The sequence below is a fragment of the Lysobacter auxotrophicus genome, from assembly GCF_027924565.1.
GTDB lineage: Bacteria > Pseudomonadota > Gammaproteobacteria > Xanthomonadales > Xanthomonadaceae > Lysobacter_J > Lysobacter_J auxotrophicus.
This window is the reverse complement of sequence record NZ_AP027041.1, coordinates 1373494-1399874: the sequence shown is the minus strand read 5'-3', so window position 1 is coordinate 1399874 and position 26381 is coordinate 1373494. Positions and strand designations below refer to the sequence as shown.

The following is a 26381-nucleotide window of genomic DNA, read 5'->3' as shown; positions in this document are numbered from 1 at the left end:
CAAATATTGCCCGGGCGAAGAAGATGCGCCCCCATGTCCTCTTCCCGCCCCCTCGCTCCGTGCAGCGGCTCGACGCTCGGCCTGCTTTTCCGGCAAGTCCGCGACGCCATGTGGTCGCGCATGGAGCACGAACTGGCCGCTGCCGGCCATGAGCTGACCTTCAGCCAGTACATCGCGCTGAAGAAGCTCTCCGACGGTCCGCACGGCGTCACCGACCTCGCCCGCGCCGCCGAGCTGAACCCCGGCGCGATGACCCGCCTGCTCGACAAGCTCGAAGCGCGTGGACTCCTCGCGCGCGAAGCCGATCCGGCCGACCGCCGCGCGGTGAACATCCAGCTCACCGACGCGGGCCGCGCGATGTGGCTGGACGTGAACCAGTGCGGCCAGCGCGTACGCGAGCGGGCGATGCAGGGCATGAGCGACGCCGAGCGCGAGCAGCTCACCCGGATGCTCGAGCAGGTCCGCGACAACCTTTCCCTTTCCGACACCTGACCATGGCCCATTCCTTCCCTCGCCCGCTCCGCGGGCTGAAGCCCGTGTCTTCGCAGGCCACCCGCACCCTGGCGGTTGCGCTGGCGAGCGCGCTCGTGTTGGCCGGCTGCGCGAGTTCGCGCGGCCTCGCGCCCGAAGGCCGTCCGCTGGAAGCCGACAGCCTGCAGGCGCAGCGCTCGCTGTCCGGCGCCGTCGTCTCCGACGCCGCGTTCCCGACGCAGGACTGGTGGACGACGCTCGGCGACGCGCAGCTCAACGCCCTGGTGGGTGAAGCGCTGCAGGGCACGCCGAACCTCGCCGCCGCCGATGCGCGCGTGCGCCAGGCCGTCGCGCAGGCGGGCCTCGCCGATGCCGCACGCAAGCCGACGCTCGGCGCCAGCGCCCAGTACTCGGGCATCCAGTTGCCGCAGACCGTCGCGCCCGAACCGCTCGGCGGCTCGTATCAGGGCGTCGGCCTGCTCAGCCTGAACTTCAAGTACACCTTCGACCTGTGGGGCGGCGAACGCGCCCGCTGGCAGGCGGCACTCGGCCAGGCGCGCGCGGCGGAAGTCGACGCGCAGGCCGCGCGCCTCACGCTGTCCTCCAGCATCGCCCGGGCCTACGTCGCGCTTGCGCAGGCGTTCGATGCGAACGACGTCGCGAAGGCGGATTTCGAACGCGCCAGCGGCCTGCTCCAGCTCGGCCGCCAGCGCGTCGCCGCGGGCCTCGACAACCAGCTGCAGATCCGCAATGCCGAAAGCGCGGTGGCGAGCGCGCAGCAGCAGATCCAGGCCAGCGAGCACGAGATCGAAATCACGCGCAACGCCCTCGCGGCGCTGCTGGGCAAGGGCCCGGACCGCGGTCGCGACATCGCGCGTCCGACGATCCTGCAGGCCGCGACGCCGACGCTGCCGTCGGTGCTGCCGAGCGAACTGCTGGGCCATCGCCCCGACGTGGTCGCCGCGCGCTGGCGCGTGGAAGCCGCGCAGCAGGGCATCAAGGCGAGCAAGGCCGCTTTCTATCCGACGATCAACCTCAGCGCGATGGCCGGCCTTGCCGCCGGCAACCTCGGCGACCTGTTCGGCAGCGATGCACTGCTGCTGCAGGGCGGCCCGGCGATCAGCCTGCCGATCTTCGACGGCGGCCGCCTGCGCAACAACCTCGCCAGCAGCGACGCGACCTACGACCTCGCGGTGGCCAACTACAACCAGTCGCTGGTGACGTCGCTGCGCGAAGTCGCCGACGCCGTGCACGCCGCGCGCTCGCTCGACGCGCAGATCGCCTCGGCGACGCAGGCGCGCGATGCCGCGCGCAGCGCGTGGGACATCGCGACGCAGCGCTACAAGGCGGGCCTGGGCACGCAGCTCGACGTGCTCGCCGCGCAGCGTCCGCTGCTCGACAGCGATCGCCAGCTGACCGTGCTGCGCGCGCAGCGACTGGCCGCTTCCATCGACCTGGACCGCGCCCTCGGCGGCGGCCTGGTCCTGACTTCCCCTGAATCCGACATCGCCAAGGTCTCCACGCCATGACCACCGAACCCAATCCGAACGCCAACGCGAAGGCTGCGGCGGCACCGCAATCCAACGGCAAGCGCAAGAAGGCGCTGATGACGCTCGGCGCCGTCGCGGTCTTGGCCGGCATCGGCTGGACGGCGTGGTACCTGCTCGTCTCGCGTTTCCACGAAGACACCGACGACGCCTACGTGCAGGGCAACGTCGTCAGCATCGTCCCGCAGACGCAGGGCACGGTGGTGAGCATCGACGCCGACGACGGCATGAAGGTCGAAGCCGGCCAGCCGCTGGTGCACCTGGATCCGAACGATGCGCAGGTCGCCTACGACCAGGCCGTCGCGAACCTCGCCAACACCGTGCGCCAGGTGCGCGGCCTGTACAGCGCGGTCGACGCCGGCGCCGCCGATCTCGCCGCGCGCGAGGCGCAGGTCGCCCGTGCGCGCGCCGACCTGAAGCGTCGCGAAGGCCTCGTCGGCAACGGCGCGGTGTCGGCCGAAGAACTCGCGCACGCGCGCAACGAACTCGCCGTGCTCGAAGCCGGCCTGCGCGCGTCGAGCGGCAATCTCTCGCGCAACCGCGCGCTGGTCGACGCCACCGACGTCGGCACGCAGCCGCAGGTCGCGGCTGCCGCATCGCAGCTGCGCCAGGCGTATCTGAACCTGCAGCGCACCGCGATCGTCGCGCCGGTGTCGGGCTACGTCGCCAAGCGCCAGGTGCAGCTGGGCCAGCGCGTGCAGCCGGGCGTCAACCTGATGACGATCGTTCCGCTGGAACAGCTGTGGATCGAGGCGAACTTCAAGGAAACGCAGCTGGCGAAGATGCGCATCGGCCAGCCGGTGAAGGTGCACGCCGACCTGTACGGCGGCGACGTCGAATACGACGGCAGGGTCGCCGCGCTCGGCATGGGCACGGGCAGCGCGTTTTCGCTGCTGCCGGCGCAGAACGCCAGCGGCAACTGGATCAAGATCGTGCAGCGCGTCCCGGTGCGCATCGAGGTCGAGCCCAAGCAGCTGGCCGAGCATCCGCTGCGTCTTGGCCTGAGCATGGCGGTGGACGTCACCGTGCGCGACCAGGCCGGCCCGGTGCTCGCCGCGCCGCGCAAGGACGACAAGCCGCTGCTGACCACCGCCGCGTACGAAAAGCAGCTCAACGATGCGAACGCGCTGATCGACAAGGTCATCCGCGAGAACCTGCCGGGCACGCGCCACGGTTGATCCGCGCGCGGTGCTCCGCGCAACGCTCCACGTCTTTGCCGTCATCCCCGCGAACGCGGGGGCCTGCCGACCGATCCCTCCCCCGAACGTCGCAGGATTCCCGCCATCGCGGGAATGACGGCCCTTCTCCCACGACGCGCCGCAACCGGCGCGTCGCACACCTCCAGACGACGCCATGTCCACCATCGCGCAACAGGAAGAGGAAATGGGCCTGCCGGTCACGCCGGAACCGCCCAAGGCCGGCTTCCGTCCGCCCAACCTCGCGTTGACGACCGTCGGCCTCGCGCTGGCGTCGTTCATGCAGGTGCTCGACACCACCATCGCCAACGTCTCGCTGCCGACCATCTCCGGCAATCTCGGCGCGAGCGCGAACCAGGCGACGTGGGTCATCACGTCCTTCGCCGTGAGCAACGCGATCGCGCTGCCGCTCACGGGCTTCCTCACGCGCCGCTTCGGCGAGCGCAAGCTGTTCACGTGGGCGACGCTCGCGTTCGTGATCGCCTCGCTGCTGTGCGGCCTGGCCAACTCGATGGGCCTGCTGGTCGCTGCGCGCGCGCTACAGGGTTTCGTCGCCGGCCCGATGTATCCGGTCACCCAGGCGTTGCTGATCTCGATCTATCCACCGCACAAACGCGGACAGGCGATCGCGCTGCTGGCGATGGTGACGGTCGTGGCGCCAATCGCCGGCCCGATCCTCGGCGGCTGGATCACCGACAACTACAGCTGGGAATGGATTTTCTTCATCAACATTCCCATCGGCATCTTCTCCAGCATCGTGGTCGGCCGGCAGCTGAAGGAACGCCCGGAACGCCTGGAAAAGCCGAAGATGGATTACATCGGCCTGGCGACGCTGGTGCTTGGCGTGGGCGCGCTGCAGATCATGCTCGACCTGGGCAACGACGAGGACTGGTTCAACTCGACCAAGATCGTGTGGCTGACGATCGTCGCGGTGATCGCGCTGGCGGTGTTCGTGATCTGGGAACTCACCGAGAAGGATCCCATCGTCAACCTGCGCCTGTTCCGCCATCGCAATTTCGCCAGCGGCACGGCGGCGATGGTGATGGCGTACTCGGCCTTCTTCAGCGTCGGCCTGCTAGTGCCGCTGTGGTTGCAGCGCAACCTGGGCTACACGCCGATCTGGGCGGGTTTCGCCAGTGCGCCGATCGGCATCCTGCCCGTGCTGCTGACACCGCTGGTGGGCAAATACGCATCGAAGTTCGACCTGCGCATGCTGGCGACATTCGCGTTCATCGTGATGGCCGGCACGAGCTTCTATCGATCCGGCTTCAACCTCGATGTCGACTTCGCGCGCGTGGCCGAGGTGCAGCTATGGCAGGGCCTGGGCGTCGCGCTGTTCTTCATGCCGGTGCTGACGATATTGCTGTCGGACCTGGAGCCGCATGAGATCGCCGCGGGCTCGGGCCTGGCGACCTTCGTGCGAACGCTCGGCGGCAGCTTCGCGGCGTCGTTGACGACGTGGGCCTGGAACCAGCGCAGCACGATCCATCATGCGCGGCTGACCGAGAACATCGGCGCCTACGACCCGGCGATCCAGCAGACGGTGACCTCGCTTGGCCAGGGCGACCTGCAGCGCGGCGCGGTGGTGATGAACCAGATGATCTCGCAGCAGGCGGTGCAGATCGGCTTCAACGAGATCTTCCACCTGCTGGGCATCCTGTTCCTGGTGGTGATCGCGTTCGTCTGGTTTGCCAAGCCCCCGTTCTCGGCGAAGGTCGGCGGCGCGGCGGCGGGCGGGCATTGAGGCTGGCGCGCTTGTAGGCGTCGTAGCCGTCCTAGCCCGGGTAAGCGAAGCGCACCCGGGTTCGGAGAAGTGGATGCGCCCCGGGTGCGCTGCGCTTACCCGGGCTACAAGAGCGCAGCGATCGCTGTTGCAGCCGAAGGACGGGACTTGTGAACCCCAAGACGTTCACAGCTCGCCAACGCACAAGCGCCTCCGGCAAGAGGCCGCCCACGCAGACTTCCCCCGTTGTAACCGTCATCGGACCCTACCCCACCCCGATGCCCCACTACGTCCTCACGCTCTCCTGCCCGGATCGCCCGGGCATCGTCAACGCGGTCACCGGCCATCTGTTGCGTTTCGAGGGCAATATCCTCGAAGCCCAGCAGTACAACGACCGCGAGACCGATCGTTTCTTCATGCGCACCGTGTTCGCGCTCGCGCCCGAATCCCTCCCGCAGGCGCGCGAAGGCTTCGACGCACTGGCGCGGGCGTTCGGGATGGACTGGTCGTTGCGCGACCGCAGCGTGCCGCGACGCGTGATGCTGCTCGCGTCGAAGTTCGACCACTGCCTTGCCGACGTGCTGTACCGGTGGCGCATCGGCGAACTGCCTATGGCGATCACTGCGGTCGTCGCGAATCATCCGCGCGAAACCTACCGGCACCTGGATTTCGACGGCATCCCGTTCCACTACCTGCCCGTCGAAAAGACGCGCCGGCACGAACAGGAAGTGCAGCTCGCCGGACTGATCGAAGACACGGGCACGGAGCTCGTCGTCCTCGCGCGATACATGCAGGTGCTGTCGGCGGAACTCGCGCGCACGCTCGCCGGACGCTGCATCAACATCCATCATTCGTTCCTGCCGGGATTCAAGGGCGCGCGGCCGTATCACCAGGCGCACGCGCGCGGCGTCAAGCTGATCGGCGCGACGGCGCACTTCGTCACGGCCGATCTGGATGAAGGCCCGATCATCGAGCAGGACACGCAGCGCGTGAGCCACCACGACACGCCAGACGACCTCATCCGCATCGGCCGCGACATCGAACGACGCGTGCTCGCACAGGCGCTGCGCTACTGGCTCGACGACCGCATCCTGCTCAACGGCCATCGCACCGTGGTGTTCGCGGTGTGAACTGAATACGCATTCGCCGCGCGCACACACGCGCGGCGTAAGGTGCGGCCATGGGCGCCGCGCGATGGATCATCGTGATCTGGCTGGGAACCGTCGTGGTGTCGACGGTCCTCGTCGGCTGGATCGTGCTCTGGCATCGCCTCGTCGTGCAGCGCGACGCCATGCGATTGCAGGCGGCATTCGACGCGTTGTGCTTCCCCACACCGGTCGGCCCGGTCATGGGCGACGCGCTGACCGTGGTCAAGATCGCCTACCAGCTCGACGGGCACGATCCGGACAACCGCACGCGCGCCGGGCCGGCGCACTGGGATTCGCTCTGGTACGCGGCGGGCCCGGGGCCGAGCTATTTCCTGGCGATCTGCACCTTCGATGCGCGAACCTCGGGCATGACGCCGCGGTGGGCCGTGCGCTGCATCGATGAAGCCCGCATGCGCGCCGCGCTGACGGACGATGTCCGCGCGCAGATGCTGGCGTTCGGGGAGGCGATCGAGGCCTGACCGCGCGCATGGTGCATCGGACGCGGCACCGCCCTACCATCGCACCGTCGCAGTACGCGACGGGGGGCAGGACGAATGCGACATCGATTCTCGGGCAGGCTCATCGCCAGCCTGCACGTTCTCGCGCTTACGGCGATCAGCGTTGTTTTCGCGAAGAACGGCGCGATGTGGGCACCCGTGGCGCTGTATCTGTCCGGCGCCGTCCTGCTCTGGTTCGCCAGCCTGCCGGGGACGCAGCGCCTCCACGGCCCCCGCTGGATCAACCGTGATCTCGCCCGCGGACTCGCCCGGCACGGTGCCGGTCACGGGGGTTACGCACGCCGGCGCGACTGGGACAGGGCGGGCCTGAACGCGCGCCTCCTGCTGCAGTTCGTCTGCCTCGTCTGCACCGGGCTGGCGCTCATCGTTGCGTCGGGCTCTAGCCTTCTGCTGGCGTTCCTCGCCGGCGCGTCGTTTTCACTCGGCGTGGAGGGCGGCTTCGCCGCATTCGGCACGGGCGATGAAGCCGTGCTGCGACGCCACCGCCGCTCCGTCGTCGCACCCGACCACGGCGAGCCGTAACCGAGCTGCCTCACGCCCTTTCGAGGGCGTCCGCCAGACGTTCCACCGCGATCACTTCCATCTCGCCGATGCGTCCGCTGCGCGGCGCGTTGGACTTCGGCACGATCGCGCGCTTGAAGCCGTGCGTGGCGGCTTCCTTCAGGCGCTCCTCGCCGTTCGGCACCGGGCGGATCTCGCCCGAGAGACCGACTTCGCCGAACGCAACGGTCTGCTCGGCCAACGGCCGATCGCGCAGCGACGACAGCACGGCGAGCAGCACCGGGAGGTCGGCCGCGGTTTCCTGCACGCGGATACCGCCGACGACATTCACGAACACGTCCTGGTCGCCCACGCCGATGCCGCCGTGGCGATGCAGCACGGCGAGCAGCATCGCGAGGCGATTGCCTTCCATGCCCACCGCGACGCGGCGGGGGTTCGACAGCGGCGATGCATCGACCAGCGCCTGCACTTCGACCAGCAGCGGACGCGTGCCTTCGCGCGTCACCATCACGCAGCTGCCCGGTTGCGGGCGTTCGCTGCCGGAAAGGAAGATCGCCGAGGGATTGGGCACTTCGCGCAGGCCCTTCTCGCCCATCGCGAACACGCCCAGTTCGTTCACCGCGCCGAAGCGGTTCTTGAACGCACGCAGCACGCGGAAGCGGCTGCCGCTTTCGCCTTCGAAATACAGCACGGCGTCGACCATGTGTTCGAGCACGCGCGGACCGGCGATGCCGCCCTCCTTGGTCACGTGGCCGACGAGGAACACCGCGGTGCCGGTTTCCTTCGCGTAACGCACCAGGCGCGCCGCGCTCTCGCGCACCTGGCTGACCGAACCGGGCGCCGCGCTCAGCTCTTCCGTCCACAGCGTCTGCACGGAGTCGGCGACGATCAGGCCGGGTCGCATTCTCGCGGCATGCTCGAGCACGCGCTCGACCCCGGTTTCGGCCAGCGCATGCACGCCGTCGACCGGCACGCCCAGGCGCGAGGCACGACCGGCGACCTGCGCGAGCGATTCTTCGCCCGTCACGTACAGGCCCGGCAGGGTGCCGGCCATCTTGCTGATTGCCTGCAGCAGCAGCGTGGATTTGCCGATGCCCGGATCGCCGCCGACCAGCACGACCGAACCGTGCACCAGACCGCCACCGAGCACGCGATCGAATTCGCCGATGCCGGTGCTGACGCGGTCTTCCTCGGTGTGCCGCACGTCGCGCAGCGCGGTGACGGCGGGCGCGTCGGCCTTGCCGGCCCAACTGCCGCGACGGCTGGCGGCAACGCTGGCGCCCGCCTTGGCGGCGGGTTCTACGACGAATTCACCCAGCGTGTTCCAGCCGCCGCATTCCCCGCACTGGCCCTGCCACTTGCTGTGGTCGGCGCCGCATTCGGAACACACGTAGGCGGTGCGGGCCTTGGAGGATTTGACGACTTTCGACATGGGGGCGGGCGGCGAGGAACTGCCGGCACTCTACCCGGCCCGCGTCGCGGAAAGCGAGACGCGGGCGAGCCGCTTACGCGGCGATACGCATGTGACGCTCCGGATACACCGCGCCCAGTTCGTGCTGCGGCAGGCCGAGCAGGCCGCCGACGTCGCCGTGCGGCACGATGCTGTAACCGCGCGCGTCGATGTCCTTGACGATCCCCATCCAGTCCAGCTTCGGCACGACGTGGTCGCTGTCCACCGACCACCCGAACCGTACTTCGCCGAGCGCGTCCATCTCGTCGCCGGGAAGCGGTGCACCGCACGGCGCCACCACGAATCCTTCGTTCTGTCCCACCACGAAGACATTGACCTGCATGTTCGACACCTTTCATGCCCCTGTCGAAAAAACTGGCGGCATGGTGGCGATCCGGACGCTAAAAAACGGTGAACATCAGATTGCCGGTAGATGAATCGTTCAGCCGCAACGCGGTGACGAAACATTCATGACGATTGTGCTGCAGCGTGGTGCTGCATCGAACACGCCGCAGCAGCGCAGGCAATGGAGTTGAAGCCCCTCTCCCGCCGCGGGAGAGGGGCTGGGGTGAGGGCGAATCGCGACGCACGGCAGGCATGCACGTCGCGCGCACAAGCCAACAGTCAGCGCGATGTGCGTTTGGCAGCAGCCTTCTTCGCTGTTCCCGTCCGCTTGGCGGTCGCCTTCTTCGCCACCGTCTTTGCCGCCTTTTTCGGCGCTTTCGCCGCGGCGCGCTTCGCCCCGGAACGCGCATCCTTGTGCGATGGCGGCAGGCGCTTGCGCGGACGCTTCTCGCTGAGGTCGACAATGCGGTTCTCGCCCATCACCTCCTCGTTCTTCGTCACGCGCGCAATGATGAAGCTGACCGCCTTGCCGATCCACGAACCCGGGCCGTCCCAGTATTCGACCGAGTGCACGTCCACTTCGAGCAGCGTGAGGTTCGGATCGTTCTTTCCCTTCGGAAAGAACGCCTTCATCGCGTCGTTCCACAACTCCTCGATCATCTCGCGGTCGCGGTTCACCCGCGCGGTGCCGGTCATGGAGATGTAGACGTTCTTGCCCTTGCTCGCGTAGGCGAGGTTGACCTTCGGGTTGCGGCGGATCTCGGCGACTTTCGGGCTGTCGGTCTCGGTGAAGAACCAGACGCGCCGGCCATCGAACCGCGCGTCCTGCGTGGACAGCGGCCGGCTCATCAGGAAGCCGCCCTCGCCCGTCGTCGTCAGCATCGCGATGTCGATCTTCTTGAGCAGTTCGCCGATGCGCTTCACGTTCCTGTCGATGCCCGCCATCGTTCCACTCCACTGGGAAAGTGGGGACTGTTCCATCGACGGCGCGGAGCAGGCGTGAAGGGGCCTCGGCATCGACGCACGCATCCGGCCGCACAAAAAAGAAGCCCCGCCGAAGCGGGGCTTTAAATACAAACTGGTGCCGGAAATAGGAATCGAACCTACGACCTACGCATTACGAATGCGCCGCTCTACCAACTGAGCTATTCCGGCGGATGTTGCTGCGAAGCGCGTGGGCGGGCCGCTCGGGCCGTGCCGCGGAGCGCTCTCCGCGAAGACGGGAATTCTAGGCGCTGGCCGGCAGGCAGGTCAATCGACCAGTTGCAGGCGCAGCTCCTTCGGCAGGGCGAAGACCATGTTCTCCGGCTCGCCGTCCAGATCGGACACGTGCCCGGCGCCCAGCTCGCGCAGGCGGTCGATCACGCCGCGCACGAGGACTTCCGGCGCGGACGCCCCGGCGGTGACGCCGATGCGCTGGCGACCGGCCACCCACTTCGGGTCGATCTCGATGGCGCCGTCGATCAGGTACGCCTCCACGCCCTCGCGCTCGGCCAGCTCGCGCAGGCGATTGGAGTTGGAGCTGTTGACCGAGCCGACCACCAGCACCAGGTCGCAGCGCGCGGCGAGTTCGCGCACGGCATCCTGGCGGTTCTGGGTGGCGTAGCAGATGTCGTCGTTCTTCGGGCCCTGGATGGCCGGGAACTTCGCGCGCAGCGCTTCGATCACGGTGCGGGTGTCGTCCACCGACAGCGTCGTCTGCGTGGTGTAGGCGACGTTTTCGGGCTGGTCGATCTGCAGCGCGGCGACGTCGTCGCTGTCCTCGACCAGGTAGATGCGACCGGCGCCGGCCTCGCGGCGCCACTGGCCCATCGTGCCCTCCACTTCCGGATGGCCCTCGTGGCCGATCAGGATGACGTCGCGGCCAGCACGGCACTGGCGCGCGACTTCCAGGTGCACCTTGGTCACCAGCGGGCAGGTCGCGTCGAATACCTTCAGCCCGCGACGTTCGGCTTCCAGGCGCACCGCACGGGCGACGCCGTGGGCGCTGAAGATCACCGTCGCGTTGTCGGGCACCTCGTCGAGTTCCTCGACGAAGATCGCGCCGCGGTGCTTGAGGTCGTCCACGACGAACCGGTTGTGCACGACTTCGTGGCGCACGTAGATCGGCGCGCCGAGCGTCTCGATGGCGCGCTTGACGATCTCGATGGCGCGGTCGACACCGGCACAGAAACCGCGGGGATTGGCGAGCAGGACGTCCATGAGACTTATTCTACCGGCGCTGCGCGACGGTCGCCGCGGGCTTGCTGAACAGCCCGAACAGGGCGATGCCGATGGCGCCGGCGACGATCGCCGAATCGGCCACGTTGAACGCGGGCCAATAGTGATCTCCCCAGTACCACTGGATGAAATCGACCACGTGCCCGTGCATCAGGCGGTCGATGACGTTGCCCACCGCGCCGCCGATCACCAGCGCGTACGGCAGCGCGCTCTTCCAGTCGCGACGCGGCGTGCGGCTCAGCCACCAGCCCAGCAGGCCGCTGATCGCCACCGCCAGCACGACGAAGAAGTACTTCTGCCAGCCGCCGGCATCGCTGAGGAAACTGAACGCCGCACCGGTGTTGTAGGTGCGGTACCAGTTCCAGAAGCCGTCGATGACCGGGATCGCGGTGTACTCCGGCAGCGAGCTGAGTACCCACAGCTTGGTGAGCTGGTCGAGCACGATGACCACGGCCGAGACGACCAGCCACGGCAGCGCGTTGGGACGGACCGGCGCCATCAGAACCACTCCCGGTGTTCGCCTTCGCCGGCGATGTTGGTGACGCAGCGGCCGCACAGCTGCGGATGCGCCTGGTCGCTGCCGATGTCGCCACGGTACTGCCAGCAGCGCACGCACTTGGTCTTGGTGGTCGGCGTGGCGAGCACGGCGACGTCCTTGATGGCGTCATCGGCCACCACGTCCACGTCGCCGCTGATGAACAGGAAACGCAGCTCATCGGCGAACGGCGCCAGCCAGTTCTGGTCGGCGACGCCGGCCTTGAGGCTGATCTCCGCTTCCAGCGCGGCGCCGATCTCGCCGGCGGCGCGCATCGGTTCCAGCGTCTTGCTGACTTCCTCGCGCAGCGCGAGCAGGCGATCGAAATCCTCCGCCGACAGGGGCGCGTCTTCCGGCAGCAGCGCCAGGCCGTCGTACCACGTCGCGAACAGGACGTTCTCCTCGCGCGGGCCGTGTTCGGTGACGGCCGGCAGATGGCGCCACATCTCGTCGGCGGTGAACGCCAGGATCGGCGCGATCCAGCGCACGAACGCCTCGGCGATGCGGTACATCGCGCTCTGCGCCGAACGGCGGCCGCGCGAGTCTTCCGGCATCGTGTAGAGGCGGTCCTTGGTGACGTCCAGGTACAGCGACCCCAGGTCGACCGAGCAGAAGTTCGACAGCGCCTGCACGATCTCGGCGAAGTCGTAGCGCTCGTACGCACTGGCGATGCGGTCCTGCAGTTCGGCGGCGCGATGCACGATCCAGCGGTCCAGCGCGACCATGTCCTCCAGCGGACGCAGGTGCGTCGCCGGCTCGAACCCGTTGAGGTTCGCCAGCAGGAAGCGCGCCGTGTTGCGGATGCGGCGGTACACGTCGGAGGTGCGCTTGAGGATGTTGTCCGACACCGACATCTCGTTGCGGTAGTCGGTGGAGGCGATCCACAGGCGCAGCACGTCGGCGCCCATCGCGTTGATGACCTTCTGCGGCTCGACCGTGTTGCCGAGCGACTTGGACATCTTCTTGCCCTGCTCGTCCACGGTGAAACCGTGCGTCAGGACCTGGCGGTACGGCGCGACGCCGTCCATCGCCACGCCGGTGAGCAGCGAGGAATGGAACCAGCCGCGATGCTGGTCGGAGCCTTCCAGGTACAGGTCGGCCGGCTTGTACAGGCCGTCGTCCGGTCGCTGCGCGAGCACGCATTCGTGGCTGACACCGGAGTCGAACCAGACATCCAGGATGTCGGTGACCTTCTCGTACTGCGAGGCTTCATCGCCGAGCAGTTCCTCGGCGGTCATCGCGTACCATGCGTCGGCGCCCGCGGTTTCGACCTTCGCCGCGACCTGACGCATCAGTTCGGCCGAACGCGGATGGATCTCGCCCGTCTCGCGATGGAAGAACAGCGCGATCGGCACGCCCCAGTAGCGCTGGCGCGAGATCGTCCAGTCCGGGCGGCCTTCGATCATGTTGTAGATGCGCGCCTCGCCCCACTCGGGCACCCACGCGACCTTGCCGATCTCGCTGAGCGCATCGCGACGCAGGTTGGCCTGCTCCATCGAGATGAACCACTGCGGCGTGGCGCGGAAGATCACCGGCTTCTTGTGGCGCCAGCAATGCGGATAGCTGTGCGTGAGCTTGTGCGCAGCGAGCAGGTGGCCGCTCGCGCGCACCACGTCGACCAGCACGTCGTTGGCCTTCCACAGGAACTGGCCGGCGAGCACGACGCCGTCGGCCGGCGGGGTGGTCGGCAGGTACACGCCCTTGGCGTCGACCGGATTGATCTGCGCGGCGGTGTAGCGATCGATCAGGCCGTACTTCTGCGAGACCGCATAGTCGTCCGGGCCGTGGCCGGGCGCGGTGTGGACCATGCCGGTGCCGTCCTCGGCGGACACGTGGTCGCCGACCAGCACCGGGATATCGCGCTCGGCGTAGAACGGATGCGCCATCAGCGCGTTCTCGAGGTCGCGCCCCAGCGCGCGGCCGAGGATCGTCACCTCGTCGACGCCGTAGCGCGACAACGCCTTGCCGGCGAGCGCTTGCGCCAGCACGAGCAGGCGACGGCCGCCATCGGGCGTGCGCGGGCCTTCGACCAGCACGTAGTCGAGCTCCGGCCCGACGCTGATCGCCAAACTCGCCGGCAGCGTCCACGGCGTGGTGGTCCAGATCGGCATCGCCACGCGCACGCCGTCGTCCACGTCCGCGCCGAAGATCGCGGCGAACCGGCGCGGCTCGCGCGCGTCGTAGGCGACGTCGATCGCCCAGGATTCCTTGTCGGCGTATTCGATCTCCGCTTCGGCCAGCGCGGAACCGCACTCGAAACACCAGTGCACCGGCTTGGCGCCGCGCACCAGGTGGCCGCGTTCCACGATCTTCGCCAGCGACCGCATGATGTCGGCCTCGTAGCGGAAATCCATGGTGCGATACGGGTTTTCCCAGTCGCCGACGACGCCCAGGCGCTTGAAGTCGCGGCGCTGCAGGTCGATCTGCTCGCTCGCGTATTCGCGGCACTTCTGGCGGAACTCGTTGGCGTCGAGCTTCTCGCCGACCTTGCCGAACTTCTTCTCGACCTGGTGTTCGATCGGCAGGCCGTGGCAATCCCAGCCCGGCACGTACGGCGCGTCATAGCCGGCCATGAGCTTGGACTTCACGACGAGGTCCTTCAGGACCTTGTTGACCGCGTGGCCGATGTGGATCGCACCGTTCGCGTACGGCGGGCCGTCGTGCAGCACGAAGCTGCGCTCGCGCTTGCCGACCTTCTCGCGGATCTGCGCGTACAGGCCGTCGGCCTCCCAGCGCGCGAGCGTTTCCGGCTCGCGCTTGGGCAGGTCGCCGCGCATCGGGAAATCCGTGGCGGGCAGATGCAGGGTGGCTTTGTACTGGTTGGGATCTTGGGCGGTCACAAGCGGCGCTCAGGCAAAGGCGTGGTGTTGTTCTTTCGAAAGGATCTCGCGTGCTTGCGCAGCATCGCGATGCATCTGCGCGGTCAACGCCGGCAGATCGGAAAACTTCAGTTCGTCGCGCAGCTTGGCGACGAACTCGACTTCGATGCGGCGCCCGTAGAGGTCGCCATCGAAATCGAAAAGATGCGCTTCCAGCAGCGGCTCGACGCCGTCCACGGTCGGGCGCGTCCCAAGGCTCGACACCGACGCGCGCGGCGCATCGCCGACCCCGTGCACCCACGTGGCGTAGATGCCGGACAGCGCGGGCGTGCGACCGCCGAAGCGCAGGTTCGCGGTGGGGAATCCCAGCGTGCGACCGAGTTGCTTGCCCTGCACCACGTGGCCGGCGATGGCGTACGGACGCCCGAGGAAACGCCCGGCGGTTTCGAAATCGCCCGCGCGCAGCGCCTGGCGGATGCGCGTCGCCGAGACGCGTTCGCCATCGAGCATCACCGGTTCGATCTCGCCGGCGATGAAACCGTTCGCCTGCCCGACCGCCTGCAGCACGTTGATGTCGCCACCGCGCGCCTTGCCGAAGCGGAACTCCGGACCGACCCAGACTTCGCGCGCGGACAGCCGGTGCACGAGCACCTGCTGCGCGAATTCCTCGGCGGTGAGCGAACACAGTCGGCGGTCGAAACGCAGCAGGCCAAGCTGGTCGACGCCCATTTCGAACAGGCGACCGGCCTTGGTACGCGGCAGCATCAGGCGCGGCGGCGGGTCGTTCGGCGCGAAGAACTCGCGCGGCAGCGGCTCGAAACTCAGCACCACGCAGGGCACGTCGAGCGCGCGCGCGCGGGCGAGCGCGTGGCGCACCAGCGCCTGGTGGCCCAGGTGCAGGCCGTCGAATGCGCCGATGCAGACCACACTGCCGTGCGGGCATCGGGGCCCGCCTTCGACGTCACGAAACAGCCTGCTCATCGTTCCGAAGTATAGCCGGGGCGGCGCGGATCCAAGGCTCACCGTATGGTCCGCTCAGTGCTCGCGCAGGTCGCGCGGACGGAAGCCCAGCGCCAGCAGCGCGACGACATACACCAGCCCACCGCCTCCGACGAGCACCGCCAGCCAGCCCAGACGCGCCCATTGGCCGATCTGGGTAAACGTCGGCGCCCACTGCAGTCCGGCCCACAGCGCCGCGGACATCGCCGCGCACGCGACCAGTAACCGCATCAGGTAGCGCAGCCAGCCCGGCTGGCGTTCGTACACGCCGGCCTTGCGCAGCCAGTGCCACAGCAGTGCGAGGTTGAGGTAACTCGCCGCGGCGCTCGCGAAACCCAGCGCGAGGTGCAGGCCGGGCGTCTGTTCCAGCGCGGTGAGCACGCCCTTCGCGCGCACTTCCGGCGTGGTCCACAGCAGGTAGAGCACCCAGAGGAAGGCGATGTTCAGCACCATGTTCGCGATGAGCGAAGCGATGCCCGCCCGCACCGGCGTGCGCGTGTCCTGCCGCGCGTAGAACGCCGGCAGCACGATCTTCACCAGCGCGAAGGCCGGCAGGCCGAAGCTCAGGCCGAACACCGACATCGCCGCCATCTGCGTGTCGAACGCGGTGAACTTGCCGCGCTGGAACAGCGTCGCCACCAGCGGCTCGGCCAGGAACATCAAGCCAAGCATCGCCGGCATCGCGATGAGCAGGGTCGTGCGCAGGCCCCAGTCGAGCGCCTTCGAAAACCCTTCGGTGTCGGTCTTGACGTGGTGCCGCGACAGCGCCGGCAGGATCACCGTGCCCAGCGCCACGCCGAACACGCCCAGCGGCAGTTCGAGGAACCGGTCGGCCTGCGAGAGCCACGTCTGCGAGCCGACGAACAGCAGCGACGCGATCACCGTATCGAGCAGCAGGTTGATCTGCGCCACCGACGAGCCGAACAGCGTCGGCACCATCAGGCGCATCACCTTGCGCACGTCCGGGTGCGTCCAGCCCCACCTGGGCAAGGTCAGCAGGTCGAGCTTGCGCAGCGCCGGCAGCTGGAACACCAGCTGCGCGATGCCGCCGGCCAGCACGGCCCAGCCCAGCGCGAGGATCGGCACTTCCAGATGCGGCGCGAGCCACAGGGCGCCGGCGATCATGAAGAGGTTGAGGATCACCGGCGTGAACGCCGGCAGCCCGAACCGGTGGAAGCTGTTGAGCGCCCCGCCCGCCAGCGCGGTGAGCGACACGAACAGGATGAAGGGGAAGGTCAGCCGTAACAGGTCGACGGTAAGCCCGAACTTGGGCGCGTTGTCGAGCGAGCCCGGGCTGAAGACGGCGGCGATCTGCGGGGTGAAGATCAGCCCCAGCGCCGTCAGCACCATCAGGATCCCGCCCAGCGTGCCGGACACGCGCGCGACCAGTTCCTTGAGGTCCTGGTGCGGCCGGGTTTCCTTGATTTCCGTGAAGACCGGCACGAACGCCGTGGAAAACGAACCTTCCGCGAACAGCCGGCGCATGAAGTTCGGGATCCGGAACGCGACCCAGAACGCATCGGTGCCCGCATTGGCGCCGAACGCCTGGTTGATCGCGATGTCGCGGACCAGGCCCAGCACGCGCGAGACCATGGTCATGCTGCTGAACGACAGCAGCCCTTTCAGCATCTTCGGCGCGCTCAAGCCCGCCCTCCCGCAGTCCGGCCGCCGCCGGCGTTGTTGTTGACGCAACCCACTGAATCCTCCATACTTTCTGGTCTGATTGTCCCCAGACCCCTTTCACTACCAGTTTCCAGGAATTCGCCGTGGCCAACATCAAGTCCGCCAAGAAGCGCGCCAAGCAGACCGTGGTCCGCAATGCCCGCAACGCCAGCCAGCGTTCGATGCTGCGTACCGCCGTCAAGAAGGTGCTCAAGGCCCTGGGCGAGAACGACGCCGCCGGCGCCGAGTCCGCCTTCGCCGTCGCGCAGCCGATCCTCGATCGCTTCAGCTCGCGCGGCCTGATCCACAAGAACAAGGCTGCCCGCCACAAGGCCCGCCTGAACGCCCGCATCAAGGCGCTCAAGGCCGCCTGATCCGGCGGAACGGGGACGGGAGTCCACGACGCGGCGCCGCACGGCGCCTTCGTCGGAGGAACTCCAGGCAGCAAACAAAAACCCGGCCGATGCCGGGTTTTTTGTTGCCTGCGCGAAAGCCTCAGGGTGCTGCATGGCCCTCGCCTGCGCGCTCGGCTTCCAGCGCATCCTCGCGCTGGCGATCGAAGAACGCCATGACGTCGAGCATGATCGGCCAGGTGCCTTCGCGACCGATCGCGGAGACCAGGTACCAGCGATCCTTCCAGCCCAGTTCGTCGACGATCGCCTTCACCGCCGCCTGCTGTTCTTCTTCCAGCAGCAGGTCGGCCTTGTTGAGCACCAGCCAGCGCGGCTTGTTCAACAGTTCGGGATCGTGTTTCTCCAGTTCGCGCTCGATGGCGCGTACCTGGTCGGCGGGACTGACGCCCTCCTCCGCGCCCTCGTCGTACACGCCGCCCGCGGGCGCGATGTCGACCAGGTGCAGCAGCAGGCGCGTGCGCTGCAGATGCTTGAGGAATTGCGTGCCCAGGCCCGCGCCTTCCGCCGCGCCTTCGATCAGGCCGGGAATGTCGGCGATGACGAAGCTGCGATGCGGCTCGACGCTGACCACGCCAAGGTTCGGATAGAGCGTGGTGAACGGATAATCCGCGACCTTCGGCGTCGCCGCCGACACGGCGCGGATCAACGTGCTCTTGCCGGCGTTCGGGAAGCCGAGCAGGCCGACGTCGGCGAGCAGCTTCAGCTCGAGCTTGAGCACGCGCTCCTCGCCCGGCAGGCCCGGAAGCGCCTTGCGCGGCGAGCGGTTCACCGAGCTCTTGAAATGCATGTTGCCCAGGCCGCCCTTGCCGCCCTTCGCAACGAGCAGGCGCTCGCCGTGGCGCGTGAGGTCGCCGATGACCTCGTCGGTCTCGACGTTCATCACCACGGTGCCGACCGGCACGGTGATGACCAGATCGTCGCCGGCCTTGCCGTACATCTGGCGGCCCATGCCGTTCTCGCCGCGCTTGGCGCGGAACTGGCGCTGGTGGCGGAAGTCGACGAGCGTGTTGAGGTTCTCGTCGGCAAGCAGCCAGACGCTGCCGCCATCACCGCCGTCGCCGCCATCGGGGCCGCCGAGCGGGATGAATTTCTCGCGACGGAAACCGACGCAGCCATTGCCGCCGTTGCCTGCAGTTACCTGGATTTCGGCTTCGTCGACGAGTTTCATGGGGGTGCCGGGAATCGGGAATTGGGAATGGGGAAACGTCTGTAGCAGGTGCATCGTGGCCGCGCGGAACAAGGGAGGCAATGAAGCGGCGGAATTCGCTTTTGCGATTCCCGATTCCCCATTCCCGATTTCCCACGGCCCGAAACGAAAAGCCCCGCCGAAGCGGGGCCCTTCGCGGACAGCTGTCGGCGATTACTCGACGACGCTGACGGTGCGACGCTTCTTCGGACCCTTGGTCGAGAACTCGACCTTGCCGTCGACCAGCGCGAACAGCGTGTGGTCGCGACCCAGGCCGACGCCGGCGCCCGGATGGAACTGGGTGCCGCGCTGGCGAACGATGATGTTGCCGGCCTCGATGGCCTGGCCGCCGTAGATCTTCACGCCCAGGTACTTCGGGTTGGAGTCGCGGCCGTTACGGGTGGAACCTACGCCCTTTTTATGTGCCATGGCTGCTTCTCCTCACTTAGCCGGCAATGCCGGTGATTTCGATTTCGGTGTAATGCTGACGGTGACCCATCTGCTTGCGGTGGTGCTTGCGGCGACGGAACTTCACGATGCGCACCTTGTCGGCGCGGCCGTGGCCCACGACCTTGGCGGAGACCGACGCGCCCTTCAGGGCATCGCCGAGCTTCACGCCATCGCTGCCGCCCAGCATCAGGACGTTGTCCAGCTTGATCTCGCTGCCGACTTCGGCATCGAGCAGCTCGACGCGCAGGGTTTCGCCCTGCATCACGCGGTACTGCTTACCGCCGGTGACTACAACTGCGTACATGACCAGATTCCTCTGTAGTTATTTTGGTCGCTGTCGCACCCGAGGCGGGCGGACAGAAGCGGAATTCTAGGGCTTTCAGCGAGTTGGAGCAAGTCCGCCCGCATTCCCGGGAATGCGCCACGGCGGCGCGCTGCCGCGCCCATCGAACGCCGCCGGCAGCCGAACCGCGAACGCCCGCACATTCCGTGGCGCATTCAGCATCGTCGCGATTTCGTGAGCATTATCAAACAGTTGCGCCACTTCGGCGCATCCCTTAACGTCGCTTCGACATGGCGGTTCAGGGCCCGTCCATGTCCCAGCCAACTCGGACGGCCGGCGTGAACGCACGGCCAGGGGGACAGTCGCTGTGCAGTTGCAGGCCCTGACGTCATCGGACGACGCCGTTCCATCCGCAGCCCCGGGCGAACGCGCCCCGGGCCGCCCAGCACGCAACGACCTTCCTGTCGCCCTGCCCGACGCCTGCACATCGGCGGGGCCCGTCGAACCCTTCCTCATCACCGTGCATTCGCAACGCGCCGCCTTGCGCGCGGGCGCATGCGCGAACCCAAGTCGCACGCCGGCCCGAGCCGTCGCGCACTCGCACCGGCGCCGCACAGGGGGAGACGCCGGATGTTCCTGCAGCAGCCAACAAAGGACGTTGTCATGACTCGCAAAGCCCGCACCCTGAAGTGGACCGCCCTCGCCGTCGCCACCGCGCTCATCGCCGCCCCGGCCGCGTATTCCGGCGGGAAGCTTCCCGTCGCCAACAAGGTCAAGGTTTCGACCTTGTCGCCTGCCGCGGCCAAGGCCGCCAAGCAGCAGCCGCAGCAGTTTGACCGCTTCATCGTCACCTACCGCGAAGGCGCGAAGCGCCTGAGTGCCACTGCGGCGACCCAGCAGTTCGCCACCGCGGCGAAGAACCTCAACGTCGGCATCGCGCCGATGCGCACCCTGGCCACGGGCAGTTCGCTGATCCGCACCGATCGCAAGCTCGACAGCGCCGCCACCAAGCAGCTCGCGCTTGAGCTGATGAAGGATCCCAACGTGCTGGCGGTCGAACCCGATCGCCTGCGCAAGCCGCTGATGGTGCCCAACGATCCGCTGTACGCGCAGCAGTGGCACTACAAGAACGGGCCCGGGGGCATCAACGTCGAACCGGCATGGGACCTCTCGACCGGCGACGGCGTCGTGGTCGCGGTGCTCGATACCGGCATCACGCCGCATTCGGAACTCAACAGCCAGACCGTGCCCGGTTACGACTTCATCATCGACACCGAGGTGAGCGTGGACGGTGACGGCCGCGACGCGGACCCGAACGATCCGGGCGACTGGCACGACGGCGAGTGCAACATCTTCGGCATCCCCGAGGACAGCAGCTGGCACGGCACGCACGTCGCGGGCACGGTCGCGGCGGCCACGAACAACAACGCGGGCGTGGCCGGCGTGGCATTCGGCGCGAAGGTGCAGCCGGTACGCGTGCTGGGCAAGTGCGGCGGCTACGAGTCCGACATCATCGATGCGGTGACCTGGGCCTCCGGCGGCACGGTCGCGGGCGTGCCCGCGAATGCGACGCCGGCGGAAGTGATCAACCTCAGCCTCGGCGGCAGCGGCGCGTGCTCGGTGGCCGAACAGGCGGCCTACACCGCAGCGAAGGCGCGCGGCACGACGGTCGTCGTATCGGCCGGCAATTCATCGGCCGACGCGGCGGGTTATTCGCCCGCGAGCTGCAACGACGTCATCACCGTGGCCTCCGTCGGGCCGACCGGCGAGCTGTCGGACTTCTCCAACTACGGCACCGTGGTCGACGTCGCCGCGCCCGGCGGTTCGGGCTACACGCCGGCCGAGGACAACATCCTCTCGACGCTGAACCTCGGCACGCAGGGCCAGGGCGCCGAAGGCTACGCGTGGTACGCGGGCACCTCGATGTCGGCGCCGCACGTTTCGGGCGTGATCGCGCTGATGCAGTCCGTCGCCGCGACGCCGAAGACGCCGGACCAGGTCAAGAAGATCCTGGAAAACACGGCCTACGCATCGGGCGGCTTCGCCAGCGGCTGCAGCTACAACAAGTGGTGCGGCGCCGGCATCATCGACGCGCGCTATGCGGTGGCCGTCGCCAAGGGCGATGAAGCGCTGCCGCCGGACGTCCCGCCGCCGCCGCCGCCGCCGCCGGCCACCGAGCTGGAAAACGGCGTCACCGTGACCGGCATCGAAGTGCTCGCCGGCGATACCGTGCGGTACGAACTGCTCGTGCCCAACGGCGCGTCGAACCTGCTGTTCGCGATGTACGGCGGCACGGGCGATGCGGACATGTACGTGCGTCGCGCCGCCGAGCCGACGACCACCGCGTACGACTGCCGGCCGTTCGCCAGCGGCAACAACGAGAACTGCTTCTTCCCGGCCCCGCAGGGCGGCACGTGGTACGTGACGATCCGCGGTTACAGCAACGCCGCCGGCGTGTCGCTGTACCCGAGCTTCGTCGATGCCAACTGGCCCCGTTCGGTGGAAGCCGAGGCGATCCAGCTGGCCAACCATCGCACCCAGGTCACGCTGGACTGGACGCACGGCAAGAAGAACATCGACATCTACCGCAACGGCGCGATCCTGAAGACCGTGAAGAACAAGGGCACGGCGACGGATACGTTCCGCATCATCGGCAGCGGCACGATGAGCTACAAGCTGTGCAACAACGGCACGCAGCAGTGCGCCGACCCGGTCGAGATCGAATACGCCTCGCACCGTTGAGCGTTCGCTTTCGACTGACGACGTAACGGGAAGGGCCCGGTCCGCCGGGCCCCTCCTCCTTCCCGCGATGGAGTGCCCATGAAGCCAGACCGTTCCATTCCGATGTTGCCGCTGTTGCTGGTTGCGGGCGTTCTCGCGACCACCGCCTGCAATCGCCAGGCGTCGACCACCCCGACGGCCGGCACGCAGTCGCCCGATGCGCCCGCCGCCGAAGCTGTTGCGCAGTTCGACGCGACGCTGAACCTGGTGAACAACAACGGGGCCGTGCACTTCGATGGCATCGTCGGCAGCGAAGCCGCCCGCCAGTCGATCGAGGCCGCGCTGAAGGGCGCGTTCGGCCGCGTCTCCGGCGAGCTGAAGGTCGACCGCGGTGCGCGCCCCGCGCCGTGGCAGCAGGCGCTGCCCAGATTCCTCGAATCCTTCACGCAACCCGGCGCGGCGCTGTCGTTGGAGGGCCGCCGCATCGAACTCCACGGCCACGCCAGCGAAGCCGACCGCAAGGCCCTGCTCGCGCGCGCCGAGCTGCTCTATCCGGGGTACGCCTACACCGGCCTGTTCCAGGGTATCGGCGAGGGCGCGACGGACGACGCCGCATCGGCCGTGCTCGCGCAGGTGAAGCCCGGCACGTCCGGCGCCCCGCTGGTGAAGGCGCTGAACGAGGCCGTGACGCAGACGCCGATCCGCTTCGAGCCCGGCAGCGCGCGCGTCGCGCCCGACAGCCTCGCGCTGCTGAGCAAGGCCGCGCAGGTGATCCAGGCCTCCGGCGACGGCACGCGGCTGCAGATTGCCGGGCCGGCGGCGGACGATCCCTCGCTCGCGCAGCAGCGGGCGGAGGCGATCAAGGTCCAGCTGATCGTCAACGGCGTGAGCCCCGCCGCGCTGGAAACCACCGCGCAGGCCGGCAGCGGCGAGGCGGCGGCGTTCCGGCTGCTGTAAGCGGACGCGACCGCGTCCGTTTCGCGTCCCGACACCTCCATTGCCGCGCAGTGGAGGTTTTACCGTCTCAGCCAGTGAGACGGCGGGTTCAGGAACCCCGGCGTGGAACCCGTCAAAGCGTGCTCCACGCCCCTCCGGCGCGTCTTTGGTTCCGGGCATTTGCCCCCATCTTCGCCTGTCGATACGCTCCCCTGTTCGCCCCGCGCTCCGCGACGGCGACCCTCCCCATGACAGGCAACCGATGGCGCTGGATTACATCCGCATCCGCGGCGCGCGGACGCACAACCTCAAGAACATCGATCTCGACCTCCCCCGCGACAAGCTGATCGTGATCACCGGCCTGTCCGGGTCGGGCAAGTCGTCGCTCGCGTTCGACACGATCTACGCCGAAGGCCAGCGTCGCTACGTCGAATCGCTGTCGGCCTACGCGCGGCAGTTCCTCTCCGTGATGGAGAAGCCCGACGTCGACCACATCGAAGGCTTGTCGCCGGCGATTTCGATCGAGCAGAAGTCGACCTCGCACAACCCGCGGTCGACGGTGGGCACGATCACCGAGATCTACGACTACCTGCGTCTGCTCTATGCGCGCGTGGGCACGCCGCGCTGCCCGGACCACGGCTATCCGCTGGAAGCGCAGACGGTCAGCCAGATGGTCGACCAGGTCGTCGCGCTGGGCGAGTCCGACGCCGGCCGCGAGCAGCGCTACATGCTGCTGGCGCCGGTCATCCGCGAACGCAAGGGCGAGCACGCGCAGGTGTTCGAACAGCTGCGCGCGCAGGGTTTCGTGCGCGTACGCGTGGACGGCGTGCTGCACGAGATCGACGCCGTACCGCCGCTCGCGCTGCGCGTGAAGCACACCATCGAAGCGGTCGTGGACCGTTTCAAGCCGCGCGAGGACATCAAGCAGCGCCTGGCCGAATCGTTCGAAACCGCGCTGAAGCTCGGCGACGGCATGGCGCAGGTGATGTCGCTCGACGACGCCGACGCGACGCCGCTGCTGTTCTCGTCCAAGTACAGCTGCCCGGTGTGCGAATACTCGCTGCCCGAGCTCGAACCGCGCCTGTTCTCGTTCAACTCGCCGGTCGGCGCATGTCCGACCTGCGATGGCCTGGGCGTGGCGCAATTCTTCGATCCCTCGCGCGTGGTCGTGCATCCGGAGCTGTCGCTCTCGGCCGGTGCGGTGCGCGGCTGGGATCGCCGCAACGCGTATTACTTCCAGCTGATCCAGTCGCTGGCGCGGCATTACAGGTTCGACGTCGATGCGCCGTGGCAGTCGCTGCCGAAGAAGGCGCGCGACGCGGTGCTGTTCGGCAGCGGCGATGAAACCATCAGCTTCACCTACCTCACCGAAGCCGGCGGGCGCAGCCAGCGCAAGCACCGTTTCGAAGGCATCGTGCCGAACCTGGAACGGCGCTACCGCGAAACCGAATCGGCCGCGGTGCGCGAGGAACTGGCCAAGTACATCAGCGAGCGCGCGTGCACCGATTGCGGCGGCGCGCGCCTGAACCGCGCCGCGCGCAGCGTGTTCGTCGCCGAGCGTCCGCTTCCGGACATCGTCGTTATGCCGGTGGACGAGGCGCTCGCGTTCTTCAAGGCGCTCAACCTGCCCGGCTGGCGCGGCGAGATCGCGATCAAGATCGTCAAGGAAATCTCCGACCGCCTCCGCTTCCTGGTGGACGTCGGCCTGGATTACCTCACGCTGGAGCGCAAGGCCGATTCGCTGTCGGGCGGTGAAGCGCAGCGTATCCGCCTGGCCTCGCAGATCGGCGCGGGCCTGGTCGGCGTGATGTACGTGCTCGACGAGCCGTCCATCGGCCTGCACCAGCGCGACAACGAACGACTGCTCGGCACGCTCACGCGACTGCGCGACCTGGGCAACACCGTCATCGTCGTCGAACACGACGAGGATGCGATCCGCCTGGCCGATTACGTCGTCGACATCGGACCCGGTGCCGGCGTGCACGGCGGCGAAGTCATCGCGCACGGCACGCTGGACGACCTGCTCAAGTCGCCGCGTTCGCTCACCGGCCAGTACCTGTCGGGCAAGCGCGCCATCGAGGTGCCGAACAAGCGCCACAAGCCCGATGCGAAGACCACCTTCCACCTGCGCGGCGCCACGGGCAACAACCTGAAGAACGTGGATCTCGCGATTCCGTCGGGGCTGTTCACCGCAGTCACGGGGGTGTCCGGTTCGGGCAAGTCGACGCTGATCAACGACACGCTGTTCGCGATCACCGCCAACGAACTCAACGGCGCCTCGCACACGCCGGCGCCGTACCGCGAGCACGAGAACATCGAGCTGTGGGACAAGGTCGTCGACATCGACCAGTCGCCGATCGGCCGCACGCCGCGCTCGAACCCGGCGACGTACACGGGCCTGTTCACGCCGTTGCGCGAGCTGTACGCGCAGGTGCCCGAAGCGCGCGCACGCGGTTATTCGCCGGGGCGTTTCAGCTTCAACGTGCGCGGCGGCCGCTGCGAAGCCTGCCAGGGCGACGGCCTGATCAAGGTCGAGATGCACTTCCTGCCCGACGTGTACGTGCCGTGCGATGTCTGCGGCGGCAAGCGCTACAACCGCGAAACGCTGGAGATCCTCTACAAGGGTTACAACATCAACGACGTGCTGGAGATGACCGTCGAGGATGCGCTGAACCTGTTCGAAAACATCCCGTCGATCTCGCGCAAGCTCGAAACGCTGATGGACGTGGGGCTGAGCTACATCAAGCTGGGCCAGAGCGCGACGACGCTGTCCGGCGGCGAGGCGCAGCGCGTCAAGCTGTCGAAGGAGCTCTCGCGCCGCGACACGGGCCGCACGCTGTACATCCTCGACGAACCGACGACAGGCCTGCACTTCCACGACATCGAGCACCTGCTCACCGTGCTGCATCGCCTGCGCGACGACGGCAACACGGTGGTGGTGATCGAGCACAACCTGGACGTCATCAAGACCGCCGACTGGGTCATCGACCTCGGTCCGGAAGGCGGCCATCGCGGCGGCACGATCCTCGCCTGCGGCACGCCGGAAGACATCGCCGCGCTGTCGAATTCGCACACCGGCCGCTTCCTGGCGCCGCTGCTCGGCACGAAGCCGGAAGCGTCCGTGCGCAAGGCGCGTCCCGCGGCGGCGAAGGCCGATGGCAAGGCGACCACCACTTCGACTGCTTCGAAGCCCACGGCTTCGAAGAAGGCGGCAGCGAAGACCACCACAACCAAGAAGAAGAAATCCGCCGCATGAGC

The 26381-nt window shown here is 67.9% G+C and carries 21 protein-coding genes, 1 tRNA gene and 1 pseudogene; 11 read left to right on the top strand and 12 right to left on the bottom strand.

All coding sequences use genetic code 11. The annotated features are described in order from the left end of the window. Positions 1–33: 33 nt before the first annotated feature. The 7 genes from LA521A_RS06310 to LA521A_RS06280 all read left to right on the top strand — a co-directional run bounded on the left by LA521A_RS06310 (position 34) and on the right by LA521A_RS06280 (position 7125). Positions 34–492, top strand: a complete 459-nt coding sequence (locus LA521A_RS06310) for a MarR family winged helix-turn-helix transcriptional regulator (RefSeq protein WP_281781465.1) — start codon at positions 34–36, stop codon at positions 490–492. A 44-nt stretch (positions 493–536) separates the two neighbouring features. Next, complete coding sequence (locus LA521A_RS06305; RefSeq protein WP_281781464.1) at positions 537–2000, top strand: efflux transporter outer membrane subunit; 1464 nt, start codon at positions 537–539, stop codon at positions 1998–2000. Continuing rightward, positions 1997–3196: an HlyD family secretion protein gene (locus LA521A_RS06300; RefSeq protein WP_281781463.1), complete on the top strand. Its 1200-nt coding sequence runs from the start codon at positions 1997–1999 to the stop codon at positions 3194–3196. Before LA521A_RS06305 ends, LA521A_RS06300 begins: the two co-directional genes overlap by 4 nt. 205 nt (positions 3197–3401) lie before the next feature. Further along, complete coding sequence (locus LA521A_RS06295) at positions 3402–4958, top strand: DHA2 family efflux MFS transporter permease subunit (RefSeq protein ID WP_281782036.1); 1557 nt, start codon at positions 3402–3404, stop codon at positions 4956–4958. A 257-nt stretch (positions 4959–5215) separates the two neighbouring features. Beyond that, positions 5216–6067, top strand: coding sequence for a formyltetrahydrofolate deformylase (gene purU, locus LA521A_RS06290; RefSeq protein ID WP_281781462.1), 852 nt, complete (start codon positions 5216–5218; stop codon positions 6065–6067). Positions 6068–6117: 50 nt separating this feature from the next. Next, entirely contained in the window at positions 6118–6564 is a 447-nt protein-coding gene (locus LA521A_RS06285) for a hypothetical protein (protein ID WP_281781461.1), read from the top strand. Positions 6565–6639: 75 nt separating this feature from the next. Further along, entirely contained in the window at positions 6640–7125 is a 486-nt protein-coding gene (locus LA521A_RS06280) for a hypothetical protein (RefSeq protein WP_281781460.1), read from the top strand. A 10-nt stretch (positions 7126–7135) separates the two neighbouring features. Here the strand turns inward: LA521A_RS06280 and radA are convergent, their stop codons facing one another. The 9 genes and pseudogenes from radA to murJ form a co-directional block, all read right to left on the bottom strand. Then, on the bottom strand, positions 7136–8536 hold the full coding sequence (radA, locus tag LA521A_RS06275) for a DNA repair protein RadA (RefSeq protein ID WP_281781459.1): 1401 nt from the start codon (positions 8534–8536) through the stop codon (positions 7136–7138). Between the two features lie 73 nt (positions 8537–8609). Then, the gene (locus LA521A_RS06270; protein ID WP_281781458.1) at positions 8610–8897 is read right to left on the bottom strand and encodes a hypothetical protein; all 288 of its coding nucleotides are present in this window, start codon (positions 8895–8897) and stop codon (positions 8610–8612) included. A gap of 455 nt (positions 8898–9352) precedes the next feature. Then, a pseudogene (locus LA521A_RS06265) lies at positions 9353–9844 on the bottom strand (pyridoxamine 5'-phosphate oxidase family protein); the annotation flags it as partial. A gap of 134 nt (positions 9845–9978) precedes the next feature. Further along, positions 9979–10054, bottom strand: a tRNA-Thr gene (locus LA521A_RS06260). 96 nt (positions 10055–10150) lie between these two features. Further along, on the bottom strand, positions 10151–11101 hold the full coding sequence (gene ispH, locus LA521A_RS06255) for a 4-hydroxy-3-methylbut-2-enyl diphosphate reductase (RefSeq protein WP_281781457.1): 951 nt from the start codon (positions 11099–11101) through the stop codon (positions 10151–10153). A 10-nt stretch (positions 11102–11111) separates the two neighbouring features. Beyond that, positions 11112–11618, bottom strand: coding sequence for a signal peptidase II (gene lspA, locus LA521A_RS06250; protein WP_281781456.1), 507 nt, complete (start codon positions 11616–11618; stop codon positions 11112–11114). Continuing rightward, entirely contained in the window at positions 11618–14431 is a 2814-nt protein-coding gene (ileS, locus tag LA521A_RS06245) for an isoleucine--tRNA ligase (protein WP_281782035.1), read from the bottom strand. The genes lspA and ileS overlap by 1 nt, the downstream gene beginning before the upstream one ends. Positions 14432–14503: 72 nt before the next feature. Then, complete coding sequence (locus LA521A_RS06240) at positions 14504–15454, bottom strand: bifunctional riboflavin kinase/FAD synthetase (RefSeq protein ID WP_281781455.1); 951 nt, start codon at positions 15452–15454, stop codon at positions 14504–14506. A 54-nt stretch (positions 15455–15508) separates the two neighbouring features. Continuing rightward, entirely contained in the window at positions 15509–17101 is a 1593-nt protein-coding gene (gene murJ, locus LA521A_RS06235) for a murein biosynthesis integral membrane protein MurJ (protein WP_281782034.1), read from the bottom strand. A gap of 137 nt (positions 17102–17238) precedes the next feature. Between murJ and rpsT the strand changes: the two genes are divergently transcribed. Beyond that, positions 17239–17508 (top strand): 30S ribosomal protein S20, encoded by a 270-nt coding sequence (gene rpsT, locus LA521A_RS06230; protein ID WP_115840781.1) that lies wholly within the window; start codon positions 17239–17241, stop codon positions 17506–17508. Positions 17509–17629: 121 nt separating this feature from the next. On the opposite strand, the gene obgE is transcribed toward rpsT, so the two are convergent. From obgE to rplU, 3 genes are all read right to left on the bottom strand, one after another. After that, entirely contained in the window at positions 17630–18715 is a 1086-nt protein-coding gene (obgE, locus tag LA521A_RS06225; protein ID WP_281781454.1) for a GTPase ObgE, read from the bottom strand. Positions 18716–18907: 192 nt separating this feature from the next. Next, positions 18908–19162 carry a 50S ribosomal protein L27 gene (gene rpmA, locus LA521A_RS06220; protein ID WP_115840783.1) on the bottom strand — a complete coding sequence of 85 codons (255 nt, stop codon included), beginning with the start codon at positions 19160–19162 and terminating at the stop codon, positions 18908–18910. Positions 19163–19178: 16 nt separating this feature from the next. After that, a complete protein-coding gene (rplU, locus tag LA521A_RS06215; protein WP_281781453.1) occupies positions 19179–19487 on the bottom strand; it encodes a 50S ribosomal protein L21 in 309 nt (102 codons plus the stop codon). Between the two features lie 642 nt (positions 19488–20129). Here rplU and LA521A_RS06210 point away from each other — a divergent pair. The 3 genes from LA521A_RS06210 to uvrA all read left to right on the top strand — a co-directional run bounded on the left by LA521A_RS06210 (position 20130) and on the right by uvrA (position 26379). Beyond that, positions 20130–22208 (top strand): S8 family peptidase, encoded by a 2079-nt coding sequence (locus tag LA521A_RS06210; RefSeq protein WP_281781452.1) that lies wholly within the window; start codon positions 20130–20132, stop codon positions 22206–22208. A 78-nt stretch (positions 22209–22286) separates the two neighbouring features. Beyond that, positions 22287–23144: an OmpA family protein gene (locus tag LA521A_RS06205; protein WP_281781451.1), complete on the top strand. Its 858-nt coding sequence runs from the start codon at positions 22287–22289 to the stop codon at positions 23142–23144. A gap of 241 nt (positions 23145–23385) precedes the next feature. Next, positions 23386–26379 (top strand): excinuclease ABC subunit UvrA, encoded by a 2994-nt coding sequence (gene uvrA, locus LA521A_RS06200; protein ID WP_281781450.1) that lies wholly within the window; start codon positions 23386–23388, stop codon positions 26377–26379. Positions 26380–26381: the final 2 nt, after the last annotated feature.